We start from the raw sequence: 22728 nt of genomic DNA on the forward strand, positions 1-22728 counted from the left end.
GGTCAGCGCCTTGCCGGGGGCCGGAACACCGGCACGTTATCCCGGGCACCCGGAGCATTGGAAGAGTTCGTGTGTGAGACTGACTCCGTGCACGAAGAAGGAAAAATCCGAGTATTTCTGCTCGACGACCATGAGGTCGTCCGGCGCGGCGTCCATGAGCTGCTGTCCGTCGAGGCGGACATCGAGGTCGTCGGCGAGGCCGGTACGGCCGCGGACGCCCTGGTCAGGATCCCCGCCACCCGCCCCGACGTCGCCGTGCTCGACGTCCGGCTGCCGGACGGCAGCGGCGTCGAGGTCTGCCGCGAGATCCGCTCCCGTAACGAGGACATCAAGTGCCTGATGTTGACCTCGTTCGCGGACGACGAGGCCCTCTTCGACGCGATCATGGCCGGTGCCTCGGGCTACGTCCTGAAGGCGATCCGCGGCAATGAGCTGCTTACGGCGGTACGCGATGTGGCGGCCGGAAAGTCGCTGCTCGACCCCGTGGCCACCGCCCGGGTCCTGGAGCGGCTGCGCGACGGCAGCAAGGCCAAGGGCGACGACCGGCTCGCGGGCCTCACCGAGCAGGAGCGGAAGATCCTCGACCTGATCGGCGAGGGCCTGACGAACCGCGCGATCGGCGAGCGCCTTCACCTCGCGGAGAAAACCATCAAGAACTACGTCTCCAGCCTGCTGTCCAAGCTGGGCATGGAGCGCCGCTCGCAGGCGGCCGCATATGTGGCCCGTATGCAGGCGGAAGAAAAGCACTGATGCGCTGCATTTGAAAGTGGACCCAGGTCCACCGAAGAACTCCGTGTGCACGACGCGGGGCGGCCGGGATGTCCCGACCGCCCCGCATCTCTGGCTCAGCGCCTCAGCTGAGGTCACCCTCCGGCGGCGTCTCCTCCGTGGGAGGCGTCGGCTCCCCGCTGTCCGAGGGCTCCGTCGGGGTGTCGTCGTCGCTGGTCGGCGGCTCGGACGTGGGCGCCGTCGGCGACGGGTCGTCCGACGACTCGCTCGGCGTCGGCGTCGGGCTCGGCGTGAACTCCGACTGGGACGGCGTCGGGGTGTACCCGGTGTCGCCGCCGGTGCCGCCGGGCAGCGTCTCGCCGTCGTCCTCCTCCGTCGGCTTGTCCGACGGCTCCTTGGACTTCTCCTTGGTCTGGGACTGCGACGGCGTCGGCGACTTGTCCGTGCCGTCCGGGGTCTTCGTGCCCTGGGTCGCGTTCAGCGCGAAGGCCACTCCGGCCACGACCGCGATCAGCGCGAGCGCGGCGAACAGCCACATCTTGCCGCGGCCGCGGCCGTTGCCGCCGCGCCCGCCCGGGCCGCCGTCCCCCTGCCCGCCGTCGAAGCCGCCGTCGTCGGCACCCGGCTGCCGCAGCATCGGCTGCGGGATCCGCGCGGTGCCACCGGAGCCGGAGTCCCCGGGGTGCTGCATGGCGGTCGTAGCGGCGACGCCCGCCGCAGGCGTGTTGCCGCCCTCGTGCATCACGACCGGGCCGGTGCTCCACGTACCCGTGTGCCCGCCCTCGTCCTGAAGCATCTGCAGGCCGTACTGGACGAGCCCGCGCATCTCCTCGGCGGTCTGGAACCGGTCGTCCGGGTCCTTGGCGAGCGACCGCATCACCAGGCCGTCCAGCTCCGGCGGTACCCCGTCGGAGATCTCCGAGACCGGCGACGGCATGTCCTGGACGTGCTGGTAGACCACCGACAGCGGGGTCTCGCCGGTGAACGGCGGCCGCAGCGTGAGCAGTTCGTACAGCATGCAGCCGGTCGCGTACAGGTCGGAGCGGTGGTCGACGGCCTTGCCGAGCGCCTGCTCCGGCGAGAGGTACTGCGGGGTGCCCATGACCATGCCGGTCTGGGTCATCGTCTGGGAGGCGCCGTGCAGCGCCCGCGCGATGCCGAAGTCCATCACCTTCACCGCACCGGCGTTGGTGATGATCACGTTCGCGGGCTTGATGTCGCGGTGCACGATCCCGTGCTGGTGCGAGTACGCGAGCGCCTCGAGCACACCGGAGACGATGATCAGGGCCTGCTCGGGCCCGGGCGCCTCGGCGTTGAGCAGCAGGTCGCGAATGGTGCGGCCCTCGACGAGCTCCATCACGATGTACGGGATGGTGTTGCCGGCCACGACATCTTCACCGGAGTCGTACACCGCCACCACCGCGTGGTGGTTGAGCCCGGCCACCGACTGGGCCTCGCGCGTGAAGCGGGCCTTCGACACCGGGTCCTCGGCGAGATCGCTGCGGAGCAGCTTCACCGCGACCGTACGGCCGAGCCGGACGTCCTCCGCTGCGAAGACCTCGGCCATGCCGCCGCGGCCGAGTCTGCGGGTCAGCCGGTAACGGCCGTCTCCGACGAGCCCTCCGTTGCCCCACAACTCAGGCGCGTCTGACATCGCGCCGCCCGTCGCCTCGGGGTCGGACGGGCCCTGGGCGCGCTGCTGGTCCATCGGTCCTCGCCGTCGTTTCCTGTCGTAACCGGTCTGTTCTACGGTCTCCGCCAGGCCACGCTACAGCCTCGACGTAGCACACTGGTTTGAGATGGACGGGCCATGAAACCTGTTACCCCCGGTGACCGCCAAATCGTGTGGGCATACCGGCCCGAACGGTCTCCCCGAGGGTGGCGCCCGGCACTCTCGCACCGGTAACGCTTCTGAGACGGTTGTTGCCCGTACGGTCACGGAACGGGCACCCGGCTTGACGTGTCGGGGCCCTCCGGCAGACTTGGCCCGGAAATACCAGGGATCTTCGCGCATCACCGCGCCGATGGGGGACGCAGAACATGAGCCAGGACGGCGCACAGGGCGGCGGCCGGTATACGGGACACGCCCTGGCAGGCGGCCGCTACCAGCTGCGGGACCTCCTCGGTGAGGGTGGCATGGCGTCCGTACACCTGGCGTACGACACCGTGCTCGACCGCCAGGTCGCGATCAAGACGCTCCACACCGAGCTGGGACGCGAGTCGTCCTTCCGCGAGCGGTTCCGCCGCGAGGCCCAGTCAGTGGCCAAGCTCACGCACACCAATATCGTCTCGGTCTTCGACACCGGCGAGGACGACCTCGACGGCTCGACGATGCCGTACATCGTCATGGAGTACGTCGAGGGCAAGCCGCTCGGCTCCGTCCTGGACGCCGATATCGCCCAGTTCGGCGCGATGCCCACGGACAAGGCCCTGAAGGTCACCGCGGACGTGCTCGCCGCCCTGGAGATCAGCCACGAAATGGGCCTGGTCCACCGGGACATCAAGCCGGGCAACGTGATGGTGACCAAGCGCAATGTGGTCAAGGTCATGGACTTCGGCATCGCCCGCGCCATGCAGTCCGGCGTGACCTCGATGACCCAGACCGGCATGGTCGTGGGCACCCCGCAGTACCTGTCGCCGGAGCAGGCCCTGGGCCGCGGCGTGGACGCCCGCAGCGACCTCTACTCGGTCGGCATCATGCTGTTCCAACTGGTCACCGGGCGGCTCCCGTTCGAGGCCGACTCCCCGCTCGCGATCGCGTACGCGCACGTCCAGGAGGAGCCGGTCGCGCCGTCCTCCATCAACAACGCGCTGCCGCCCGCCGTGGACGCCCTGGTCGCCCGCGCCCTCAAGAAGAACCCGAACGAACGGTTCCCCACCGCCGAGGCGATGCGGGACGAGTGCCTGCGGATCGCCCAGTCCTTCCAGGCAGGCGCCCCGAGCATCGTGCCCGGCGCCTCGACGGGCTCCGGCGCGGGCGTCGGCTCGGCCGTGTTCCCGCCGGTCGAGCAGGGCACCCCGGGCCCGGGCCCGGGCAGCGTGCAGACCCCGTACCAGCCCGGCCCGTACGGCACGCCCGCACCGACCCCGGCGCCGAGCTACGGCTACCCGCAGCAGCAGGGCGGCTATCCGACCCCGGCCCCGGCCGGGTACGCCCAGCAGGGGACCTCGACCCCGCCGCCGTACACGATGTCCCCGCAGACGCCGAGCGGGCATGGCGGCCACGGGGGCGGCGGCAAGAGCAACATGCCGGTGATCGTCGGCGCGATCGTCGTCGCACTGCTCGCCATCGGCGGCCTGATCACCGTGATCTCGCTCAACAGCGGGGGCGAGGAGGAGGGCCCGCAGGCCGGGCCGTCCCAGTCCCAGTCGGAGGCCCCCGGCCACAAGGGCCCCGACAAGACGAAGGTGATCGAAACGACCGAGTGCACGGACCCGAAGGAGAGCTACTCCGACCCGGAGAAGATCCAGATCCCGAACTTCGAGTACCGGAACATCGACTCGGTGAAGGAGTGCATCCAGAAGGCGGGCTGGCAGTACGACCCCGAGACCGTCGACGAGAACACCTACGGCGAGGGCACCGTCATGAAGCAGTACCCGGAGCCCGGTACGGACGTCGATGACGACGAAATGCCGACGATCAAGCTCGAGGTGTCGAGCGGGAATCCGGCGTAACCAGCACGTACCGGCGTAACCAGTACGTAGAAGGGCCCGGTCCCGGCGGCGCGTGAAGCGTCGCCCGGACCGGGCCCTTCGGTCGTTCGTACGGCTACAGGTACGGGCCCCCGGTGCGGCCCTTGGGGCCGTGCTCCTCGTCCTCCTCGTGGCCGAGGGAGACGCCCGGCGGCAGGGCGCGGCGCATCTGCTCCAGCTGGGCGCGGGCCGCCATCTGCTGCGCGAACAGGGTGGTCTGGATGCCGTGGAAGAGGCCCTCCAGCCAGCCCACCAACTGCGCCTGTGCGATGCGCAGTTCGGCGTCGCTCGGCGTCGCCTCGTCCGTGAAGGGCAGCGAGAGCCGCTCCAGCTCCTCGATGAGCTCGGGCGCGAGCCCGTCCTCCAGCTCCTTCACGGAGCTCGAGTGGATCTCCTTGAGCCGGGCCCGGCTCGCCTCGTCGAGAGGTGCCGCCCGCACTTCCTCCAGGAGCTGCTTGATCATGCTGCCGATCCGCATCACCTTGGCCGGCTGCTCGACCATGTCGGTCACGGGCATCTCGCGGGACTCCTCGTCGCCGCTGCCTCCACCGCCCCCGATGGCCATGCCGTCCTGGCCCACAACGAGGACCTGAGGGTTCTCCTGCGGCTTGTCGTTCCTCGACATCTCCATGACGCCATTCTCTCGTACACCCACGTTCCCTCTCGGTGGTGCCCCCTTACGGGGCTGATCCACCGCCGTCGGCCCCGAAGCCGGTTCGCCGTGTCAGCTCCCGCGGCGCAGGCGCAGGGCCAGGGACGACAGGCCGAGGCCGATCAGGACGAGCCCCACGCCGAGCGACAGGACCCGCGGCACCCCGGGATCCGGCGCGGCCTGATCCCGCTGCGCGTGCGGCGTGGGCGACGGCGGTACGCCGACGGAGGGCCGGGGTGGAGGCGGGGGCGGCGGCATCGGCCGGAGCTCTTCGGGCACGTCGGCCACCGCGGCGGCCGGGGGCCGATCCCCGCCCCGGCCCGGCCGGGGCCGTCCCTCACCGGCTTGGCTGCCCGCGCGGTCGGGGGTGGGGGTGGGGGTGGGGGTGGTTTCGGGGGAGGTGGTGGCCGGGGTCCGCTCATCGGGTGCGCGCTCGTGGGCGTACGCGGGGGCGTACGTGGGGGCGTACGTGGCGGCGCGGGTCGGTGCGCCGACCGGTGTACGTGCTGATGTGTGGGCGTACGCCGCCGCCGGGCCGCCCGAGACGACCAGCAGGGCCGTCAGGGCAGCCGCAGCGGCGGTCATGAGGCCCGCCGGACGCGTGTCCGACGCCCCGCGCACCCGCGGTGAAGCCATCCCCGGAGCCATCCCCGCCGACCCCTTTCCGGTGCCGTGGAGTTGCAGCCATGACGATGGCCTCAGCGTCACACGGGGCACACGGGGCGGCATCCTGGCTCGGTCCGACCGGGCGGCGGGGGGGCTGAGCAGGGGGCGGCGGGGCAGGCGGACGTGGGGACGTGAGGACGAGTCCGGGCCCGTCGTCGTACGAGATCGGGCCCGGCGCCGTACGAGGTCAGCAGGACCTCACACGGCCAGAAGGACCTCCTACACGGTCAGAAGGACCTTGCCGACATGGCCGCTGCCCTCGAGCACCCGATGGCCCTCGGCCGCGTCGCTCATCGGGACGGAGCGGTCGACGATCGGGCGGACCCGGCCCCCGCCGACGAGCGGCCAGACGTGTTCGCGTACCGCCGCGACGATCGCGGCCTTCTCGGCGAGCGGGCGGCCGCGCAGCGAGGTCGCGGTGACGGCGGCGCGCTTGGCGAGGAGGGCACCCAGGTTGAGCTCGCCCTTGCGCCCACCCTGGAGGCCGATGATGGCGAGGCGGCCGTTGACGGCGAGCGCCTTGACGTTCCGGTCCAGGTACTTGGCGCCGATGATGTCGAGGATGACGTCCGCGCCCGCCCCGTCCGTGGCCGTGCGTACCTCCTCGACGAAGTCCTGTTCGCGGTAGTCGATCAGGATGTCCGCGCCGAGCTCCGCGCACCGCTCCAGCTTCTCCTTGCCACCGGCGGTGACCGCGACCCGGGCGCCGACCGCCTTCGCGAGCTGGATCGCCATGGTGCCGATGCCGCTGGCGCCGCCGTGCACGAGCAGCGTCTCGCCGGGGCGCAGATGGGCCACCATGAAGACGTTGGACCAGACGGTGCAGGCCACTTCGGGGAGCGCGGCGGCGGACACCAGCTCGACGCCGTCCGGCACCGGGAGCAGCTGCCCGGCGGGGACGGCGACCTTCTCGGCGTAGCCGCCGCCCGCGAGCAGCGCGCACACCTCGTCGCCGACGGACCAGCCGCTCACGCCGGGGCCGAGCGCGGCGATCCGGCCCGAGCACTCGAGGCCGGGGTAGGGGGACGCGCCGGGCGGCGGGTCGTAGAAGCCCTGGCGTTGCAGCAGGTCGGCGCGGTTGACGGCACTGGCCGCCACCTCGACCAGGACCTCGCCCTCACCGGGTACGGGATCGGGGACCTCGGCCCAGACGAGCGCCTCGGGTCCACCGGGTTCGGGGATCGTGATCGCATGCATGGCCGCGAGGCTACTCCGGCCGCCGAGCCGGGGGACCCGTCGGGCACATCGTTACGGCAGCGGCCGGGTGTCCGGCTTCAACGCGGGTGCCGGATGCGTCGAGGGCGTCGGCACCGCTCGTACGATGCAGATCAGACGATCCGTCAACTGGAGCTTCCCGATGGCCTCGTCGTCGTAGCCGAGCAGCCGATGGCCGCGTAGCACACTGACCACCAGGTCCTCGGTCTCCCGGACGCTCTTGCCCACCTCGGCCTTGGTCACCGGCCGTTCGACGAGGTCGAGCCCGCTGCCCTGCTGGATCAGATCCTCCATGACCGTGCCCGCGCTCGGGCTCAGCACGGAGAGGCCGAGCAGCCGTCCGGCCGCGCTCGCGCTGGTGATCACGGCGTCGGCGCCGGACTGGCGCAGCAGCGGCGCGTTCTCCTCCTCCCGTACCGCGGCCACGATCTTCGCGCCCCGGTTGAGCTGGCGTGCGGTCAGCGTGACCAGGACCGCGGTGTCGTCCCGCTGGGTCGCGATGACGATCTGACGGGCCTTCTGCGCCTCCGCGCGCAGCAGTACGTCGCTACGGGTGGCATCGCCGACGACGCCCACGAAGCCCTGCGCCGTGGCGACGTCTATCACCTTGGTGCTGGGATCGACGACCACGATCTGTTCTTGCTTGAGCCCCGTCGCACAGAGCGTCTGGATCGCGGAACGGCCCTTGGTCCCGAAGCCGACGACGACGGTGTGCTCGCGCAACTGGGACCTCCAGCGGTTCAGCCGGAACTCCTCGCGGGTCCGTTCCGTGAGGACCTCAAGGGTGGTTCCGACCAGGATGATCAGGAACAGCACGCGCAGCGGCGTGATGACGAAGATGTTCGTGAGCCGGGCGGCGTCGCTGACCGGGACGATATCGCCGTAGCCGGTGGTGGAGAGCGTGACGGTCGCGTAGTAGAAGCAGTCGAGCAGGTCGAGGCGCTCGTCGCTGTTGTCGTGGTAGCCGGTGTGATCGAGATAGACGATCAACGCGGTCGCGACGAGGACCGCGATCGCCATCGACAGGCGCCGGAGGACCTGCCGCAAGGGGTGCACGGTGGTCGCGCGGGGCAGCTTCACCTTCGCCGTGAGGAGATGCTCGTCGGCCTCACGGGCCATCGCATCCCGGCCGGGCAGTTTCACGTGAAACACCCTTCTGCGCCAGGCCCGTTACCCGGGTCCGTGGACCCGTTACCCGGGTCCGTGGAGAAGGAGGGAAGTGTCCACGGCAGATCGAGGACCTCCACCTCCTGCCCGGCCTCGGCGCCGCCGGGCGGCACCACGGCAAGGCCGTCGGAGGTGGCGATTCCGCGCAGCATGGCCGGGCCGTTGTAGTGCAGCGGTACGGCGGTCACGTCGGGTCCGCCGCGCGGCTCGGTACCGCCGCGCAGCGCGACCGGGACCAGGCGGGTGTCGTACGGATGGCCGTGCACCGCGTCCCGGACCGGGGCCCGATACGGCTCCGCGGCGAGCCGCCCGGCAAGGCTCCGCAGCAACGGCTCGGCCAGGGTGAGCAGCCCGGACACCGCGGCCAGCGGGTTGCCGGGCAGGCCCACGAGGTGACGGTGCGCGTCGAGCCGGGCAAGCAGCATCGGATGCCCGGGCCGCACCTTGACGCCGTCCACGAGCAGTTCGGCGCCCAGGCGGCGCAGGATCGGGTGCACATGGTCGACGGGGCCCGCGGCGGTGCCACCCGTGCTGACGACCAGATCGGCTTCCGTACCGGCGAGGGCCTGGTACAACGCCTCCGCGTCGTCCCCGAGCCGCCGCACGGCGATGACCTCCGCGCCAAGGGCACGCAGCCACGACGGCAACATGGGGCCGAGCGCGTCACGGATCAGACCGTCGTGAGGGAGTCCGGTGGTGAGCAACTCGTCGCCCAGAACGAGGACTTCGACGCGCGGCCGGGGCAGTGTGAGCAGCTCGTCGTAGCCCGCGGCCGCGGCGAGACCGAGGACGGCGGGGGTCACCGGACTTCCGGCGGGCAGCAGCCGGTCGCCGCTGCGGCACTCCTGGCCGCGCGGCCGGATGTCCTGCCCGTGTCCGACCTCGCGCAGGGCGTGCAGCCGCCCCTTGTCGTCGGTCCGCCCGTGCTCGGTCCGGATCACGGCCGTGGCCTCGTGCGGGATCCGCGCCCCGGTGGCGATACGGATGGCCTCGCCGTCCGCCAGTACGTCGGCGCCGCCCTCTCCGGTGCCGCCGGGGTGCCCGGCGAGGATGCCTTCGGCACGGATGGTCCACGGGCCCGGTCCGGCCACGGCCCACCCGTCCATCGCGGAGGTGTCGAAGGACGGCAGGTCGGTGAGGGCGGTCAGCGGTGCGGCGAGGACCAGGCCCAGGGCTTGGTCCAGCGGTACGGGGACGGGGGCGCGGGTGGGTTCACGGCCCGCGTCGGCGGGCGGGCGGCCTGCGCGTGCGGCCCGGGCTCGGGCTTCGGGCCAGGGGGTGGCGGGGTGGGAGTGGAGCTTGGACCGGGGGTTGGGGTTGGACCGGGGGTCGGGGTCGGACTGGGGGTTGGGGGCGGAGGCGTCGCCGCCCGAGGTGTGTCCGGGAGCGACATCACTGGTGGAGGCGCGGGGCGACAGAGCGGCATGGGCGGGGGTGGAGGCGCCAGGGGACGACGTGCCTGCCGACGGCGCACCGTTCGGCTCACTGCCGCCCGAGGCAGCCGGCATCTCCCGCACCAGGGCGAGGGCGTCGTCCACCTCCAGCTCGTGGCGACGCTCGGTCCCGGAGAGGTCCGCACCGCCCCCGCGCCCCGCGTCGGCCGACCCGTCCCCGGGGCCCGGGTACCGCGCGCTCATCCCGCGTCCGAAGTGTTGCGGGGACCGTCCTCGTCGAGGCGGTCCTCATCGGCCCAGCGAGCGGCGAGCGCGGAGGCCTTGCGGACCGCGTCGGCCACGGCCTCGGGTCCGCCCTCGGCCCGCGCCGCGGCGTACCCCACGAGGAACGTGGTCAACGGGGCCGCGGGCCTGGCCACGCCATGCGCCGCGTCCCGCGCGAGGTCCAGCAGTACGCCGGTGTCGACCTCCAGGTCGATGCCCAGCTCGTCCTTGACTGCGGTGATCCATTCATCCAGCACGTGCTCATGGTCCCTGATCCGTGTGCGGGCCGCGGCAATGTCCTCCCAGGTGTCGCAGTCGAACGCGACGAGGGAGTCGCCGGGCACGGTGATCCGGGCGAGCGCGAGCCCTTCGGTGAGCCGCCGCAACGGCAGCCCGGCGAGGCCACCGTGCGCGGCACGGAGCCGTTCCATCCCCCGCCGCAGCGAGGAACTCCGATAGGCGGCAACAAGAGGCTGATCCCGCCCACCCGAGTCAACAAACAAGGCCCCATCGACACCATCAGCCCCACCCAACGCGGAGAGCAGCAACTCCACGGTCTGCTCGTCCAAGAACGGCAGATCGGCGGAGAGCACGACCACGTACTCCGAGTCCGTCCGCCGCACCCCGGCATCAAGCGCGGCCAGCGGCCCCCCACCGGGCGGCTCCTCCCGCGCCCACACCACGGGCCGGGCGGTGGGCCCGGGTTCCGCGACGACAACGGTGGTACGGGCGTGGGCACAGGCAGCAAGCACCCGATCAAGCAACGCCCGCCCACCAACCCGCACCCGCGGCTTGTCGACCCCACCGAGCCGCCGAGCGGCACCCCCGGCCAGCACCACCGCGTCGAACGGCCCCAAGACCACCCCGCGAGAACGATTCATCCCCCGAGTATGAGCGCCCACCCCGCACGCGCGAAGCGCACCGGGTCAGCGGCCAAAATCGAGCCTCTTCGGCGCTTGAGGAGCTGGGGGTCTGGGGGGCCGGGAGTCTGGGGGGCCGAGGGTCTGGAGGGCCGGGGTCGGGGGGTCTGGAGTGCCGGGGTCCGGGGGTCTGGAAGGCCGGGGGTCCCGAGGGCCGGGAGTCCGGAGGGCCGGGGTCCGGAGGGCCGGGGTCCGGGGGTCTGGAGGGCCGGGGGTCTGGAGGGCCGGGGGTCCCGAGGGCCGGGGGTCCCGAGGGCCGGGGTCCGGAGGGCCGGGGTCCGGGGGTCTGGAGGGCCGGGGGTCCCGAGGGCCGGGGTCCGGAGGGCTGGAGGTCCGAGGGGCCAGGGGTCCGGAGGTCCGGAGGTCCGAGGGGCCAGGGGCCGGACGTCCGGGGGGCCAGGGGTCCGGAGGTCCGGGGGCCGGAGGTCCGGGGGCCGGAGGTCCGGGGTCCGGAGGTCCGGGGTCCGGAGGTCCGGGGGGCCTGGGGCAGAGCTTCCAGTTACGGGAAGCCTGCCCCAGGGCTCCCCCACAGCCCCAAGCCCCGCAGGGTCAAAGCGTGCGCAGCAGAACCGCCGGGCGCTCCACACAGTCCGCGACGTACCGCAGGAACCCGCCCGCCGTACCCCCGTCACACACCCGGTGGTCGAACGTCAGCGACAGCTGCACCACCTGCCGCACGGCCAACTCCCCTTCGTGCACCCAGGGTTTCGCCACGATCCGGCCCACCCCGAGCATCGCCGCCTCCGGGTGGTTGATGATCGGCGTCGAGCCGTCGACCCCGAACACCCCGTAGTTGTTCAGCGTGAACGTGCCTCCGGTCAGGTCCCCGGGGGTCAGCGACGCGTCCCGTGCTGCCTCGGTCAGCCGCGCGAGCTCGGCACTGAGCGACTCCGCATCCCGCTCGTGCGCGTCCTTCACCACCGGAACGACCAGGCCCCGCTCGGTCTGCGCGGCAAAGCCCAGGTGCACCCGGTCGAGGCGTACGACCTCACGGGCCTCCGTGTCGACCGTCGAGTTCAGCTCGGGGAAGCGGGCCAGGGCCGCCGTGCAGATCCGGGCGAGCAGCGCGAGCAGCGAGATCTTGGGGCCACCGGCCGCGTTCATGGCGGCCCGCGCGTGCATGAGCTCGGTCGCGTCCGCATCCACCCAGCAGGTGGCGTCGGGTATCTCGCGCCGACTACGCGAAAGCTTGTCGGCAACCGCCCCACGCACCCCTCGCAACGGAGTACGCACCTCACCCGACCCGAACCCGAACCCGGCCCCGTCCCCGGACCGCGCCGCCGCAGAAGCCGCAGACGCCGCAGAAGCCGCCGGAGCCGTGGCGTGAGCCGCCCGCTCCGCCGCCCGAACGGCCGTCTCGACATCGGCCCGCAGAATGAGCCCGTCCGCCCCGGACCCGGTCAACTGCCGTAGATCCACGCCGTGTTCCCGGGCCAGCCGACGCACGAGCGGCGAGATCACCGGTACGGGCCCCTCCGCACCCCGTACCGCCGTGCCCCCCTCACCCCGAGCTGCCGCCGACGGTCTCCCGGAATTCCCCGGTCCACCCGACGTGCCCCGTACATCCCGCCCCACATCCTGCGGGCGCACCCTGCGCCGACGGGCAGGCGCCGCCCCGGTGCCGTACCCCACGAGCACATTGCCCGAGCCTTCATCCCTCCGCTCGTCGCCCGAGGCCCCGGCCTCGCCGGACCCGGCCGCAACCCCCACGGACGCCGACCCGCCACCCCCAGAACGGGCCCGAGAACCGCCCTCAGCCTCAGACCCAGCCCCGGCCCCAGCCCCAGCCCCAGCCCCAGCCCCGGCCTCAACGCCGGACCCAGCTCTGTCCCCCGCGGATCCCGACCCCACCCCCGACTCGCCCACCGCAACAGTCAACAGCGGCGCCCCCACCGGAAGTTCCTCTCCGGTCTCCCCGAACCGGGCGGTCACCACGCCCGCGTAGGGGCAGGGCACCTCGACCATCGCCTTGGCCGTCTCCACCTCGACCACCGGCTGGTCGACCGCCACGACATCACCCACGGACACCAGCCAGCGGACGATCTCCGCCTCCGTGAGCCCCTCGCCCAAGTCGGGCAGCTTGAACTCCAAGACCTGCGCCATCAGCTCTCCCCCTCCCACTGCAACCGCGCCACCGCGTCCAGGATGCGGTCCACGCCCGGCAGATGGTGCCGTTCCAGCATCGGCGGCGGGTACGGGATATCGAAACCGGCCACCCGCAGCACCGGAGCCTCCAGATAGTGGAAGCAGCGCTCCGTGACCCGCGCGGCGATCTCCGCGCCCGGGCCCGCGAAGCCCCCCGACTCGTGCACGACGACCGCCCGCCCGGTCCGGCGCACCGACGCACCGACCGTCTCGTCGTCGAACGGCACCAGGGAGCGCAGATCGACGACTTCGAGGTCCCAGCCCTCCTCCCGCGCGGCCTGCGCCGCCTCCAGGCACACGGGCAGGGACGGTCCGTACGTCAGGAGCGTCGCACTGCGCCCCGAGCGCCGCACCACGGCTCTGCCTATCTCTTCAACGCGCGTCGGCTCGTCCGGGTTCCAGGAATCCTTGGTCCAGTACAGCCGCTTGGGTTCGAGGAAGACGACGGGGTCGTCGGACGCGATGGCCTGCCGCAGCAGTCCATAGGCGTCGGCGACGGTGGCGGGCGTGACGACATGGAGCCCCGGCGTCGCCATGTAGTACGCCTCGGAGGAGTCGCTGTGGTGCTCGACACCGCCGATCCCGCCGCCGTACGGCACCCGGATGGTGAGCGGCAGTGAAAGCGCCCCCTTGGTGCGGTTCCGCATCCGCGACACGTGCGAGATCAGCTGCTCGAACGCCGGGTAGGCGAACGCGTCGAACTGCATCTCCACCACGGGCCGCAGGCCGTACATCGCCATGCCGACCGCCGTGCCGAGGATCCCGGCCTCGGCGAGCGGGGTGTCGCTGCAGCGCTCCTCGCCGAAGTCCCTGGCCAGACCGTCCGTGATCCGGAAGACGCCGCCGAGCGTGCCCACGTCCTCGCCCATCACGTGGACGGTCGGGTCCTCGGCCAGCGCGTCCCGGAGCGCGCGCTGCAGCGCCTGCGCCATGGTGGCGGGTTTCGTGCCCGTCGTCGCCGCCCCGGCCCTGTCCGCAACGGTGCTCATCGCCCGGCCTCCGCTTCCAGCTCGGCGCGCAACTGGGCCGCCTGCTCGCGCAGTTGCGTGGTCTGCTCGGCGTACACGTGCGAGAACAGGTCCATCGGGTCGAGCACCGGGTCCTGGTTCATCCGCTCGCGCAGATCGGCGGCGAGCCGCTCCGCGGACTCGCGCACGGTCCGTATGCGTACGTCGTCGAGGAGGCCGCGATCCGTCAACTCCCCCTCCAGAAGCGTGATCGGGTCGTGTGCGCGCCAGGGCTCGACGTCCGCGGCATCCCGGTAGCGGGTGTCGTCGTCGGCGTTCGTATGGGCCTCAAGGCGGTACGTCACCGCCTCCACGAGGGTCGGGCCGTTCCCTTCGCGCGCGTGCCGCACGGCCTCGGCGAGGACCTCGTGCATCGCCACCGCGTCGTTGCCGTCGACCAGGCGCCCCGGCATTCCGTACCCGACGGCCTTGTGGGCCAGGGACGGTGCGGCGGTCTGCTTCTCGAGCGGCACCGAGATGGCGAAGCCGTTGTTCTGCACGACGAACACCACCGGGGCCCGCCACACCGCCGCGAAGTTGAGCGCCTCGTGGAAGTCGCCCTCACTGGTGCCGCCGTCGCCCACCAGGGCGAGCGCCACGACGTCGTCGCCCTTCAGTTGCGCGGCGCGCGCGAGGCCCACCGCGTGCGGGAGTTGAGTCGCGAGCGGGGTGCACAGCGGTGCGACGCGGTGCTCGTGCGGGTCGTACCCGGTGTGCCAGTCGCCGCGCAGGAGCGAGAGCGCCTGCACCGGGTCGAGGCCCCGCGCGACGGCCGCGAGGGTGTCGCGGTAGCTGGGGAACAGCCAGTCCCGCTCCTCCAGGACGAGCGCGGCGGCCACCTCGCACGCCTCCTGGCCCGTGCTCGACGGGTACACGGCGAGCCGGCCCTGCTTGGTGAGCGCCGTCGCCTGCGCGTTGTACCGGCGTCCGCGCACCAGCTCCTCGTGCAGCCGCAGCAGCAGCTCGGGGTCCGCCTTGGCCGCCGCCTCGGTGCCGAGCACGCGGTACGGCTCGGCGTCGGGCAGCAGCGGAGCGGGGTCCGTGCGGGGCTTCCAGGCCGGGGGCGGCGCGGGCCGGTAGATCCCGCGCTGCTCCATGACCGTCGTGCTGTGGTTCTTCACCGCGTGCACCTCCTCGTGGGAGCGACCAACGAGGCGCGGCCGTGTGATGCGCCTCACCTACCGATTGTTCGGTCGTCGGCACATTTTGGCTACAGGCGCCGCCAGGCTGTGGACAATCGGTTCTCCACAGCCTGGGATAGATGCACTACGTCCATGGTAGGGAGGCGGGGGCACATGGCATCTGAACGAATGGCCGGTAACAGCCGGGAGACCGGCTCCGGCCCGCCCGCCGGGGCATCCGGACAGCGGCGCACACCCCCGGAAGCACCAGACACACCGAACATATCAGGCACATCGGACGCACCGCCGCCTCGTCCGCTCGACGCCATAGACCGGGACATCCTGCGCATGCTGCAGACCGACGGCCGGGCCTCGATACGTTCCGTGGCCGAGCGCGTCCATGTCTCGCGCGCCAACGCGTACGCGCGGATCAACCGGCTGCTCGAGGACGGCGTGATCCGCGGCTTCGGGGCCCGCATCGACCACGAGCGCGCAGGCCAGGGCGCCTCCGCCTACATCACGCTGAAGATCGTGCAGGATTCCTGGCGGACGGTACGTGAACAACTCCGTGAGCTTCCCGGGGCGGCCCATATCGCCCTGGTCAGCGGCGACTTCGACGTCCTGCTCCTGGTGCACACACCGGACAACCGCACGCTGCGCGAGCTCGTCCTGACCCGACTACAGGCGATTCCCGAGGTGTTGAGCACCCGGACACTCCTCGTCTTCGAGGAGACGGATGTGGAACCGGAGGGGTAGCCCCCAACCGGATTCGGTCAATCCTCGGTCCGCAGCCCCGCGAAGGCCAACTTCACCACGGCGTCCGCGACTTCCGCCGCACCGGCACCCCGGCTGTCCGGCCGGTACCACTCCGCAATCGAGTTGATCATGCCGAAGAGCAGCCGGGTCGCCAGCCTGGGCTCGACATCCCCGCGCAGGTCCCCGTCCGCGACCGCGGCCTTGAGCAGCTCGGCCACCTGGTGGTCGAACTCCCTGCGCCGCTCCATCGCCCACTGCTCGGTCGCGGTGTTGCCCCGGACCCGCAGCAGCAGCGTGACGTAGGGCAGTTCGGCGGTCAGCACCTCGACCATGCGCCGGGTCACGTACTCGAGGCGGTCGACGGCCCGCCCCACGCGCGCGTGCTCCTCGTCGAGGATGCCGAAGAGCCCGTCGAGCGCCCGGCTGACGGCGAGCCGCAACAGCTCTTCCTTGCCCGCGACATGGTGGTAGATCGAGGACTTCGAGATTCCGGCGGCCTTGGACAGGTGCTCCATGGACGTGCCGTCGTAGCCACGCTCGTTGAAGATCCGTACGGCGACGGCGAGCAGCGTCTGGGGCGTGTACGTGTCGCGCTTGGGGGTGGTCATGGCCGGACCGTCCCTTCTCCGGCGTACGCCCGCCGACGCAGCCCGACGGACGGTGCGTACCGCCCCGTGGGTTGCTGTGCGTGCATCGCGGTCAACAGGTCGTGGACCTGGCCCAGGCCGAGGCGCTCGCCCCAGGAGAGCGGCCCGAGCGGGTAGTTCACGCCGAGGCGCATCGCCCGGTCGATGTCCTCGGCCGAGGCCACGCCCTTGTCCAGGGCGTCGACGGCGAAGTCGACCAGCATGGCGACCGTACGGGCCACGACCATGCCGGGTATGTCGTCGATCAGGGCGACCTTCTTGCCGGTCGCCTGGAAGAGCCCGGTGGCCTCACGCAGCGCGGCGGCGTCGGCGGTCCTTGAGGGGGCGAGCGCGATCAGCTCCGCGGTGCCGTAGTCGAGGGCCAGGTCGAACTGGACGGCGTTACCGCGCGCGGTGGCCAAGGTGCCGTCCGCCAGGGCGAGTACGGCACCGGAGGGCAGCACGATCCGGGGGCCGCCCTGTTCACCTGCGGTACGGCGCACCTTGACCCCGGCCTGCTCGAAGAGGCCGACCAGGTCCTGCGCGGGCCCGAGATCGCCGTGCACCGTCACGTCGGCGGGCGCGGGCGCGGGGTCCTGGAGCCGGGGCCCCGGCTGGGCTGCACCGTCTCCGTACTCGTACCAGCCGCGCCCGGACTTGCGCCCCAGGCGCCCGGACTCGACCAGGCGCCGCTGCGCGAGCGACGGCGTGAACCGCGGGCCCTGGAAGAAGGACTGCCACACGGAGCGCGTGACGGCCTCGTTGACGTCCTGCCCGATCAGGTCGGTCAGTTCGAAGGGCCCCATACGGAAGCCGCCGCAGTCGCGCAGGACGGCGTCGAGGGTCGCGGGGTCGGCCGCGCACTCCTCGTAGAGGCGCAGTGCTTCGGCGTAGAAGGGCCGGGCGACGCGGTTGACGATGAAGCCGGGGGTATCGGCGCTGCGGACGGGCGTCTTGCCCCATGCCTTGGCCGTCTCGTACGCGCGCGTGGCGGCGGACTCGTCGGTGGCGAAGCCGCTGACCACCTCGACGAGCGGGAGCAGCGGCGCGGGGTTGAAGAAGTGCAGGCCCACGCAGCGGCCGGGGTGCTCGAGGGCTCCCGCGATGGCGGTGACAGAGAGCGACGAGGTGTTGGTGGCGAGCAGACAGTCCGCGTCGACGATCTTCTCGAGGTCGGTGAACAGCTGTTGTTTGACGTCCAGTTGCTCCAGGACGGCCTCGATGACGAGGCCGCAGCCCGCGAGGTCGGAGAGGCGGTCGACCGGGGTGAGCCGGGCGCCCGCGGCCTCGCGGTCCGCCGAGCCGATCCGGCCTTTCTCGACGAGCCGGTCAAGGCGCGCGGCGATCGCCGCGGCCGCCGCACCGGTCCGGTCGGGCGCGGCGTCGTAGAGCCGCACGGGGTGCCCGGCGATCAGGGCGACCTGGGCGATGCCCTGGCCCATGGTGCCGGTGCCCACGACGGCGACGGGGCTGTTCCGATCGAGTCCTGTCATACCCACCCATCCCCAAGCTCTCGGCTCCGCTCGAGCAGGGGAGCCCCCACTCCAAGCTCTCGGCTCCGCTCGAGCAGGGGAGACCCCACTCCCACCACCCCGTCCGCGCCGCTTCGCGTCACGCGTTCCACGGGCAATCCTCCCGCAAAAGGTTTTCCACAGGTTCGGCGGACCCCCTTGTCCCGACCGATCGTTCGGTTACTCTAGCGCTGTCCGCCTGTCCCTGCCCAGCTCGCCGGTTCGACGAAGAACCGGTCCGAGGAGGAGTTGGTACGCCATGGCCGCCGCACTCACCGCGCAACAGCTGATCGAAAAGCACCGGCCGACCCTCGACCAGGCGCTGGAAACGATCCGCACGCGCGCGTACTGGTCCCCGCATCCCGAGCACCCCAAGGCGTACGGCGAGGACGGCAGTCTGGACGCCGCCGCGGGCAAGGCGGCGTTCGACGCCCTGATCGGCACCAGGATCGACCTGGACCAGCCGGGCACGGACGGCTGGGCGGGCGGCGAGGTGTCGCCGTACGGCATCGAGCTGGGCGTCGAGTACCCGCACGCCGACCCTGACGTGCTGCTGCCCGCCATGCGCGCGGCGATGCCGGACTGGCGCAGGGCGGGCGCCGAGGCGCGCGCCATGGTCTGCCTGGAGATCCTGGCCCGGATCAGCGCGCGCACGCACGAGTTCGCGCACGCGGTCATGCACACCAGCGGCCAGGCGTTCATGATGGCCTTCCAGGCCGGCGGCCCGCACGCCCAGGACCGCGGCATGGAGGCGGTGGCGTACGCGTACGTGGAGCAGGTCCGCACCCCGGACGCCGCGGACTGGAACAAGCCGCAGGGCAAGCGGGACCCGCTCACCCTCCGCAAGGAGTTCACGCCGGTCCCGCGCGGCATTGCGCTCCTGATCGGCTGCAACACCTTCCCGACGTGGAACGGCTACTCGGGCCTGTTCGCCTCCCTGGCGACCGGGAACGCGGTCCTGGTCAAGCCGCACCCGCGCGCGGTGCTGCCGCTCGCGCTGACGGTGCAGGTGGCCCGCGAGGTGCTCGCCGAGGCGGGCTTCGACCCGAACCTCGTGGCCCTGACCGCGGAGCACCCCGGCGAGGGCATCGCCAAGACCCTGGCCGTACGCCCCGAGATCAAGATCATCGACTACACGGGCTCGACCGCCTTCGGCGAGTGGCTGGAGACCCACGCCCGCCAGGCCCAGGTCTACACGGAGAAGGCCGGGGTCAACACCGTCGTCATCGACTCGACGGACAACTACAAGGGGATGCTCGCCAACCTCGCCTTCTCGCTGTCGCTGTACAGCGGCCAGATGTGCACCACCCCGCAGAACCTGTTGATCCCCCGCGCGGGCATCGCCACCGACGCGGGCCCCAAGTCGTACGACGAGGTGGTCAGCGACCTCGCGGACGCGGTCTCCGGGCTGCTCGGCGAGGACGCGCGGGCGAACGCGCTCCTGGGCGCCCTGGTCAACCCGGACGTGAAGGGCCGCCTGGAGGCGGCCCCGGGGCTCGGCGAGGTCGCCCTGGCCTCCCGGGAGATCCGCAACCCGGACTTCCCGGGCGCGGTGGTGCGTACGCCGGTGATCGTGAAGCTGGACGGCGCCAAGCCGGACGCCGAGACGACGTATCTGAACGAGTGCTTCGGCCCGGTGTCGTTCGCCGTCTCCGTCGATTCGACGGCCGACGCACTGGAGCTGCTGCGGCGCACGGTGCGTGAGAAGGGGGCCATGACCGTCGGCGCGTACACCACTTCAGAAGAGACGGAGAGCGCGGTGGAGCAGGTCTGCTTCGACGAGCCCGCGCAGCTCTCGCTCAATCTGACCGGCGGGGTGTACGTCAACCAGACCGCCGCCTTCTCGGACTTCCACGGCTCGGGCGGCAACCCGGCGGCGAACGCGGCGCTGTGCGACGGCGCCTTCGTGTCCAACCGCTTCCGGGTGGTGGAGGTCCGCCGGGAGGCCTGAGCGGGACGGGCGCGTCCGGCGCGCTAGGGCGGGGTCTGGGGCAGCCCTCAGACCCCGGTCATCCCAGTCGTCCCGAACGACCCGGACGACCCGGCCGACCAGTGGAAGAGCGTCATGCCCACACTGGTCGCCAGGTTGTAGCTGGACACCTGGGGCCGCATGGGCAGGGCGATCAACGCGTCCGCGCGCTCGCGCAGTTCGGCCGAGAGCCCGGAGCGCTCGGAGCCGAAGGCGAGGAGCGCCTCGTCGGGCAGCTCGACCTGGCGAATGTCCTCGCCCTCCGGGTCAAGGGCGTAGAGCGGCCCCTCGGGCAGCTCGTCCACCGCGAGCCGTTCCACGGCCGTCGCGAAGTGCAGCCCCGCTGCGCCGCGTACGACCGTGGGATGCCAGGGATCGAGAGTGCCGGTGGTGATCACACCCGTGGCGCCGAAGCCCGCCGCGAGGCGGATCACCGCGCCCGCGTTGCCGAGGTTGCGCGGCTGGTCGAGCACCACCACGGGCGCGAGCCGCGGCGTCCGGGCGAGCGCAGCGAGGTGAGCGGCGCGCGACGGACGTACCGCCAGGGCGGCCACCGCCGTCGGGTGCACCCGGGGCACCAGCTCGCGCAGGACGACGGGCGGCACCTCGGTGAGCAGGCCCGCCAGCACCTCCCGCACGTCGGGGGCGAGCTCCTCGGCCAGGGCCAGGGCGGCCACCTTGTCGCCCGTCAGGGCGACCGGGACGCGGGCGTCGAAGCGCAGCGCGTGCTTGAGGGCGTGGAAGCCGTCGAGCAGCACCGCGTCGTCGCACAGCGCCCGCCAGCGGCGTACCGGATCGTGCTCGGCGTTCATGGCCGGAAGCCTACGTGTGGCTGCTCGGCGGCCTCCGGGTCCTGCTCCGCTCCGGCAGGTCCGCCGACGCCACCGCGCTGCGCGGGCACCCGCCGGGCGCGGCCCGTCAGGCGTCCACGCGCGCGTGCCGCCAGCGCGCCGAGCCGCCGCAGGAACGGGGTCGGCAGGAACACGGCGTCGGCCGCGATCATCGCGAGCGAGAAGAACGGCAGGCCGAGCACGACCGCGATCACCGCGTGCTCGGTCATCATCGCCGCGAGCAGCACGTTCTTGACGCGACGGTTGAACAGCGTGAACGGGAAGGCCACCTGCACCATGACGGTGCCGTAGGTGATCAGCATGACGGCGATGCCGTTCGAGCCGAGGAACTCGGAGAGGGCGGGCCAGGGCGAGAAGTAGTCGAGGTGCAGCGGGTAGTAGACCGCGGTGCCGTCCTGCCAGCGGCTGCCCTGGATCTTGTACCAGCCGGCCGTCGCGTAGATCAGACACGCCTCGGCCATGATCACGAAGAGTGCGGCGTTGTGGGCGAGGTTGGCGACGACGTCGAGCAGCGCACGCGGCTCCCCGTGCGGGGCGTACCGGCCGAGCAGCCACCACAGGCCCTGCGCGAGCCACAGCCCCCAGAAGACCAGTGCCCAGCCCCAGCTCAGCTCGCCGAGGAGCGTCACGGCCATCAGAGCGAGCCCGAGCACCATCCACAGGGCGGGCCCGACCCGGTCGACCAGCGGCGCTCCATCGGTCTCCGCGTCCTCGTCGGCCCCCGCTTTTCCATCCGCACGCGCGCGTGCGGCACGGCGGGCGTCCAGGGACCACACCTGGCCGCAGCGGGTGAGCACCAGGTACATGGCCATGAGGTGTATGACGTTGTCGCCGCCGTCGCCCACGAACACGCTGCGGTTGAGGAGCGAGAGCACCCCCACCATGAAGAGCACGGACATGGTGCGGGTGCGCCAGCCGAGCAGCAACAGCACGCTGGAGAGGACCGCGAGGGCGTAAACGATCTCGAACCAGCCGCGTCCGTCGGACCACATCAGCGCGGTGAACGCCTGGTTGTCGTCGACGAGCCGCTGCGCCAGGGACCAGCTCCAGGGCCCGTCGGGGCCGTAGAGCTCGTGGCGGTGCGGGAACTCGCGCAGCAGGAACAGCAGCCAGGTGGCGGAGAAGCCGATCCGTATGACGGCGGTCTGGTACGGGCCGAGCGACGCGGCGGTGACCCGGCGGACCGCCCGTCCGAGTGCCGTGGCCGGTGGGGCGAGGCGGCTCACCGGTCCCGCACCTCCCGGTCCTCGTCGGTCACCGTCCACCAGGGCAGCTCCCGGTACTCGGGTTTCTTGTCGACCGTCTCGTCGGTCCACGCCGGAGGCTGCACGTTCGTGGTCTTGGAACGGAGCTGGACGCGTACCAGGGGCGTGTCCGGCTCCTCCCGGCCGAGGCGGAGCACGGCGATCCGGCGCATGTAGTGCTCGGACAGCTCGCCGCGCACGCCGGTCGCCCGGTTCTCGCTGTCGTGCCAGGCGGTGTAGAAGTCCCACGCCCGGCGCAGCTCGTTCTGCTGGGTGTGGCTGGGCAGCAGATTTCCGTCGATGGCGGCGCCGTCCTGCGCGGAGAGGTTGTACCAGCCGGTCTGCCGCAGTCCGCCGTCGCCGGTACGGAGCTGGGCGCGCGCCTGCACCGCGATGTTCTGCTGGAGCGGGTTGGGCGCGAAGAGCTTCCAGTTCTGTTCGAACTCGGGGTATATCCAGGCGTCGACGGCCCGGCCGTGCTGCTTGGTCACCGTGTTCGCGGGCGCCACGTGCAGAAAGACCATCGCGAGGTGGACGCAGACGGCGACCACGATGCCCGCGAGCGCCAAGGCGGCCACCACCTGGTACGGGGGCGAGAGCCCGGCGATACCGGCCCGGGCGGCGGGTGACCGCCGGTCACCGCTCGCCCCCTGCTCGTACCCGTCCATTCCGCCAGCTCCCCGTGCCGCCTGCCGCATTGCCACCGGAACGGTACTCATGTGCGGTGTCCGCGCGCAGCGCCCGGGCGGTTATCCGGAGGTTATCCACAGGGTTGACACCGATGGGACCCGGACCCAC

19 protein-coding genes are annotated in these 22728 nt (G+C 72.0%); 4 read left to right on the forward strand and 15 right to left on the reverse strand.

Annotated features, from left to right (window positions below; all coding sequences use genetic code 11):
• The first annotated feature begins 87 nt into the window (after window positions 1-87).
• A complete protein-coding gene (locus tag ACWD10_RS17880; RefSeq protein ID WP_451091921.1) occupies window positions 88-750 on the forward strand; it encodes a response regulator in 663 nt (220 codons plus the stop codon).
• A 103-nt stretch (window positions 751-853) separates the two neighbouring features.
• On the opposite strand, the gene ACWD10_RS17885 is transcribed toward ACWD10_RS17880, so the two are convergent.
• Window positions 854-2437, reverse strand: coding sequence for a protein kinase domain-containing protein (locus ACWD10_RS17885; RefSeq protein ID WP_451091923.1), 1584 nt, complete (start codon window positions 2435-2437; stop codon window positions 854-856).
• A gap of 332 nt (window positions 2438-2769) precedes the next feature.
• Between ACWD10_RS17885 and ACWD10_RS17890 the strand changes: the two genes are divergently transcribed.
• Window positions 2770-4404, forward strand: a complete 1635-nt coding sequence (locus ACWD10_RS17890; protein ID WP_451091925.1) for a protein kinase domain-containing protein — start codon at window positions 2770-2772, stop codon at window positions 4402-4404.
• Window positions 4405-4498: 94 nt separating this feature from the next.
• Here the strand turns inward: ACWD10_RS17890 and ACWD10_RS17895 are convergent, their stop codons facing one another.
• The 9 genes from ACWD10_RS17895 to pdhA form a co-directional block, all read right to left on the reverse strand.
• Window positions 4499-5053, reverse strand: a complete 555-nt coding sequence (locus ACWD10_RS17895; protein WP_451091927.1) for a bacterial proteasome activator family protein — start codon at window positions 5051-5053, stop codon at window positions 4499-4501.
• Between the two features lie 93 nt (window positions 5054-5146).
• Window positions 5147-5659, reverse strand: a complete 513-nt coding sequence (locus ACWD10_RS17900) for a hypothetical protein (protein ID WP_451091929.1) — start codon at window positions 5657-5659, stop codon at window positions 5147-5149.
• 300 nt (window positions 5660-5959) lie between these two features.
• Window positions 5960-6937, reverse strand: coding sequence for an NAD(P)H-quinone oxidoreductase (locus ACWD10_RS17905; RefSeq protein WP_451091931.1), 978 nt, complete (start codon window positions 6935-6937; stop codon window positions 5960-5962).
• Between the two features lie 51 nt (window positions 6938-6988).
• On the reverse strand, window positions 6989-8107 hold the full coding sequence (locus tag ACWD10_RS17910) for a potassium channel family protein (RefSeq protein WP_451091932.1): 1119 nt from the start codon (window positions 8105-8107) through the stop codon (window positions 6989-6991).
• A complete protein-coding gene (locus tag ACWD10_RS17915) occupies window positions 8095-9759 on the reverse strand; it encodes a molybdopterin-binding protein (RefSeq protein ID WP_451091933.1) in 1665 nt (554 codons plus the stop codon). Before ACWD10_RS17915 ends, ACWD10_RS17910 begins: the two co-directional genes overlap by 13 nt.
• Window positions 9756-10661 carry an NTP transferase domain-containing protein gene (locus tag ACWD10_RS17920; RefSeq protein WP_451091935.1) on the reverse strand — a complete coding sequence of 302 codons (906 nt, stop codon included), beginning with the start codon at window positions 10659-10661 and terminating at the stop codon, window positions 9756-9758. Before ACWD10_RS17920 ends, ACWD10_RS17915 begins: the two co-directional genes overlap by 4 nt.
• Window positions 10662-11249: 588 nt before the next feature.
• Entirely contained in the window at window positions 11250-12803 is a 1554-nt protein-coding gene (locus ACWD10_RS17925) for a dihydrolipoamide acetyltransferase family protein (protein ID WP_451091937.1), read from the reverse strand.
• On the reverse strand, window positions 12803-13834 hold the full coding sequence (locus ACWD10_RS17930; RefSeq protein ID WP_451091939.1) for an alpha-ketoacid dehydrogenase subunit beta: 1032 nt from the start codon (window positions 13832-13834) through the stop codon (window positions 12803-12805). Before ACWD10_RS17930 ends, ACWD10_RS17925 begins: the two co-directional genes overlap by 1 nt.
• On the reverse strand, window positions 13831-14949 hold the full coding sequence (gene pdhA / locus ACWD10_RS17935) for a pyruvate dehydrogenase (acetyl-transferring) E1 component subunit alpha (RefSeq protein WP_451092088.1): 1119 nt from the start codon (window positions 14947-14949) through the stop codon (window positions 13831-13833). Before pdhA ends, ACWD10_RS17930 begins: the two co-directional genes overlap by 4 nt.
• A 198-nt stretch (window positions 14950-15147) precedes the next feature.
• Between pdhA and ACWD10_RS17940 the strand changes: the two genes are divergently transcribed.
• Complete coding sequence (locus tag ACWD10_RS17940) at window positions 15148-15729, forward strand: Lrp/AsnC family transcriptional regulator (RefSeq protein ID WP_451091941.1); 582 nt, start codon at window positions 15148-15150, stop codon at window positions 15727-15729.
• A gap of 17 nt (window positions 15730-15746) precedes the next feature.
• Here the strand turns inward: ACWD10_RS17940 and ACWD10_RS17945 are convergent, their stop codons facing one another.
• Window positions 15747-16337: a TetR/AcrR family transcriptional regulator gene (locus ACWD10_RS17945; RefSeq protein WP_451091943.1), complete on the reverse strand. Its 591-nt coding sequence runs from the start codon at window positions 16335-16337 to the stop codon at window positions 15747-15749.
• Window positions 16334-17848, reverse strand: coding sequence for a 3-hydroxyacyl-CoA dehydrogenase (locus ACWD10_RS17950; RefSeq protein ID WP_451091945.1), 1515 nt, complete (start codon window positions 17846-17848; stop codon window positions 16334-16336). Before ACWD10_RS17950 ends, ACWD10_RS17945 begins: the two co-directional genes overlap by 4 nt.
• Window positions 17849-18125: 277 nt before the next feature.
• Between ACWD10_RS17950 and paaN the strand changes: the two genes are divergently transcribed.
• Complete coding sequence (gene paaN / locus ACWD10_RS17955) at window positions 18126-19817, forward strand: phenylacetic acid degradation protein PaaN (protein WP_451091947.1); 1692 nt, start codon at window positions 18126-18128, stop codon at window positions 19815-19817.
• 47 nt (window positions 19818-19864) lie between these two features.
• Here the strand turns inward: paaN and ACWD10_RS17960 are convergent, their stop codons facing one another.
• Genes ACWD10_RS17960 through ACWD10_RS17970 form a run of 3 tightly spaced genes read right to left on the reverse strand, consistent with a single transcriptional unit; the run spans window position 19865 to window position 22628 of the window.
• A complete protein-coding gene (locus ACWD10_RS17960; protein ID WP_451091949.1) occupies window positions 19865-20647 on the reverse strand; it encodes a TrmH family RNA methyltransferase in 783 nt (260 codons plus the stop codon).
• Window positions 20644-21912, reverse strand: a complete 1269-nt coding sequence (locus tag ACWD10_RS17965) for an HTTM domain-containing protein (protein ID WP_451091951.1) — start codon at window positions 21910-21912, stop codon at window positions 20644-20646. The genes ACWD10_RS17960 and ACWD10_RS17965 overlap by 4 nt, the downstream gene beginning before the upstream one ends.
• Window positions 21909-22628, reverse strand: a complete 720-nt coding sequence (locus tag ACWD10_RS17970) for a DUF5819 family protein (RefSeq protein WP_451092090.1) — start codon at window positions 22626-22628, stop codon at window positions 21909-21911. Before ACWD10_RS17970 ends, ACWD10_RS17965 begins: the two co-directional genes overlap by 4 nt.
• Window positions 22629-22728: the final 100 nt, after the last annotated feature.

It is taken from the genome of Streptomyces sp. NPDC002851 (assembly GCF_053591935.1).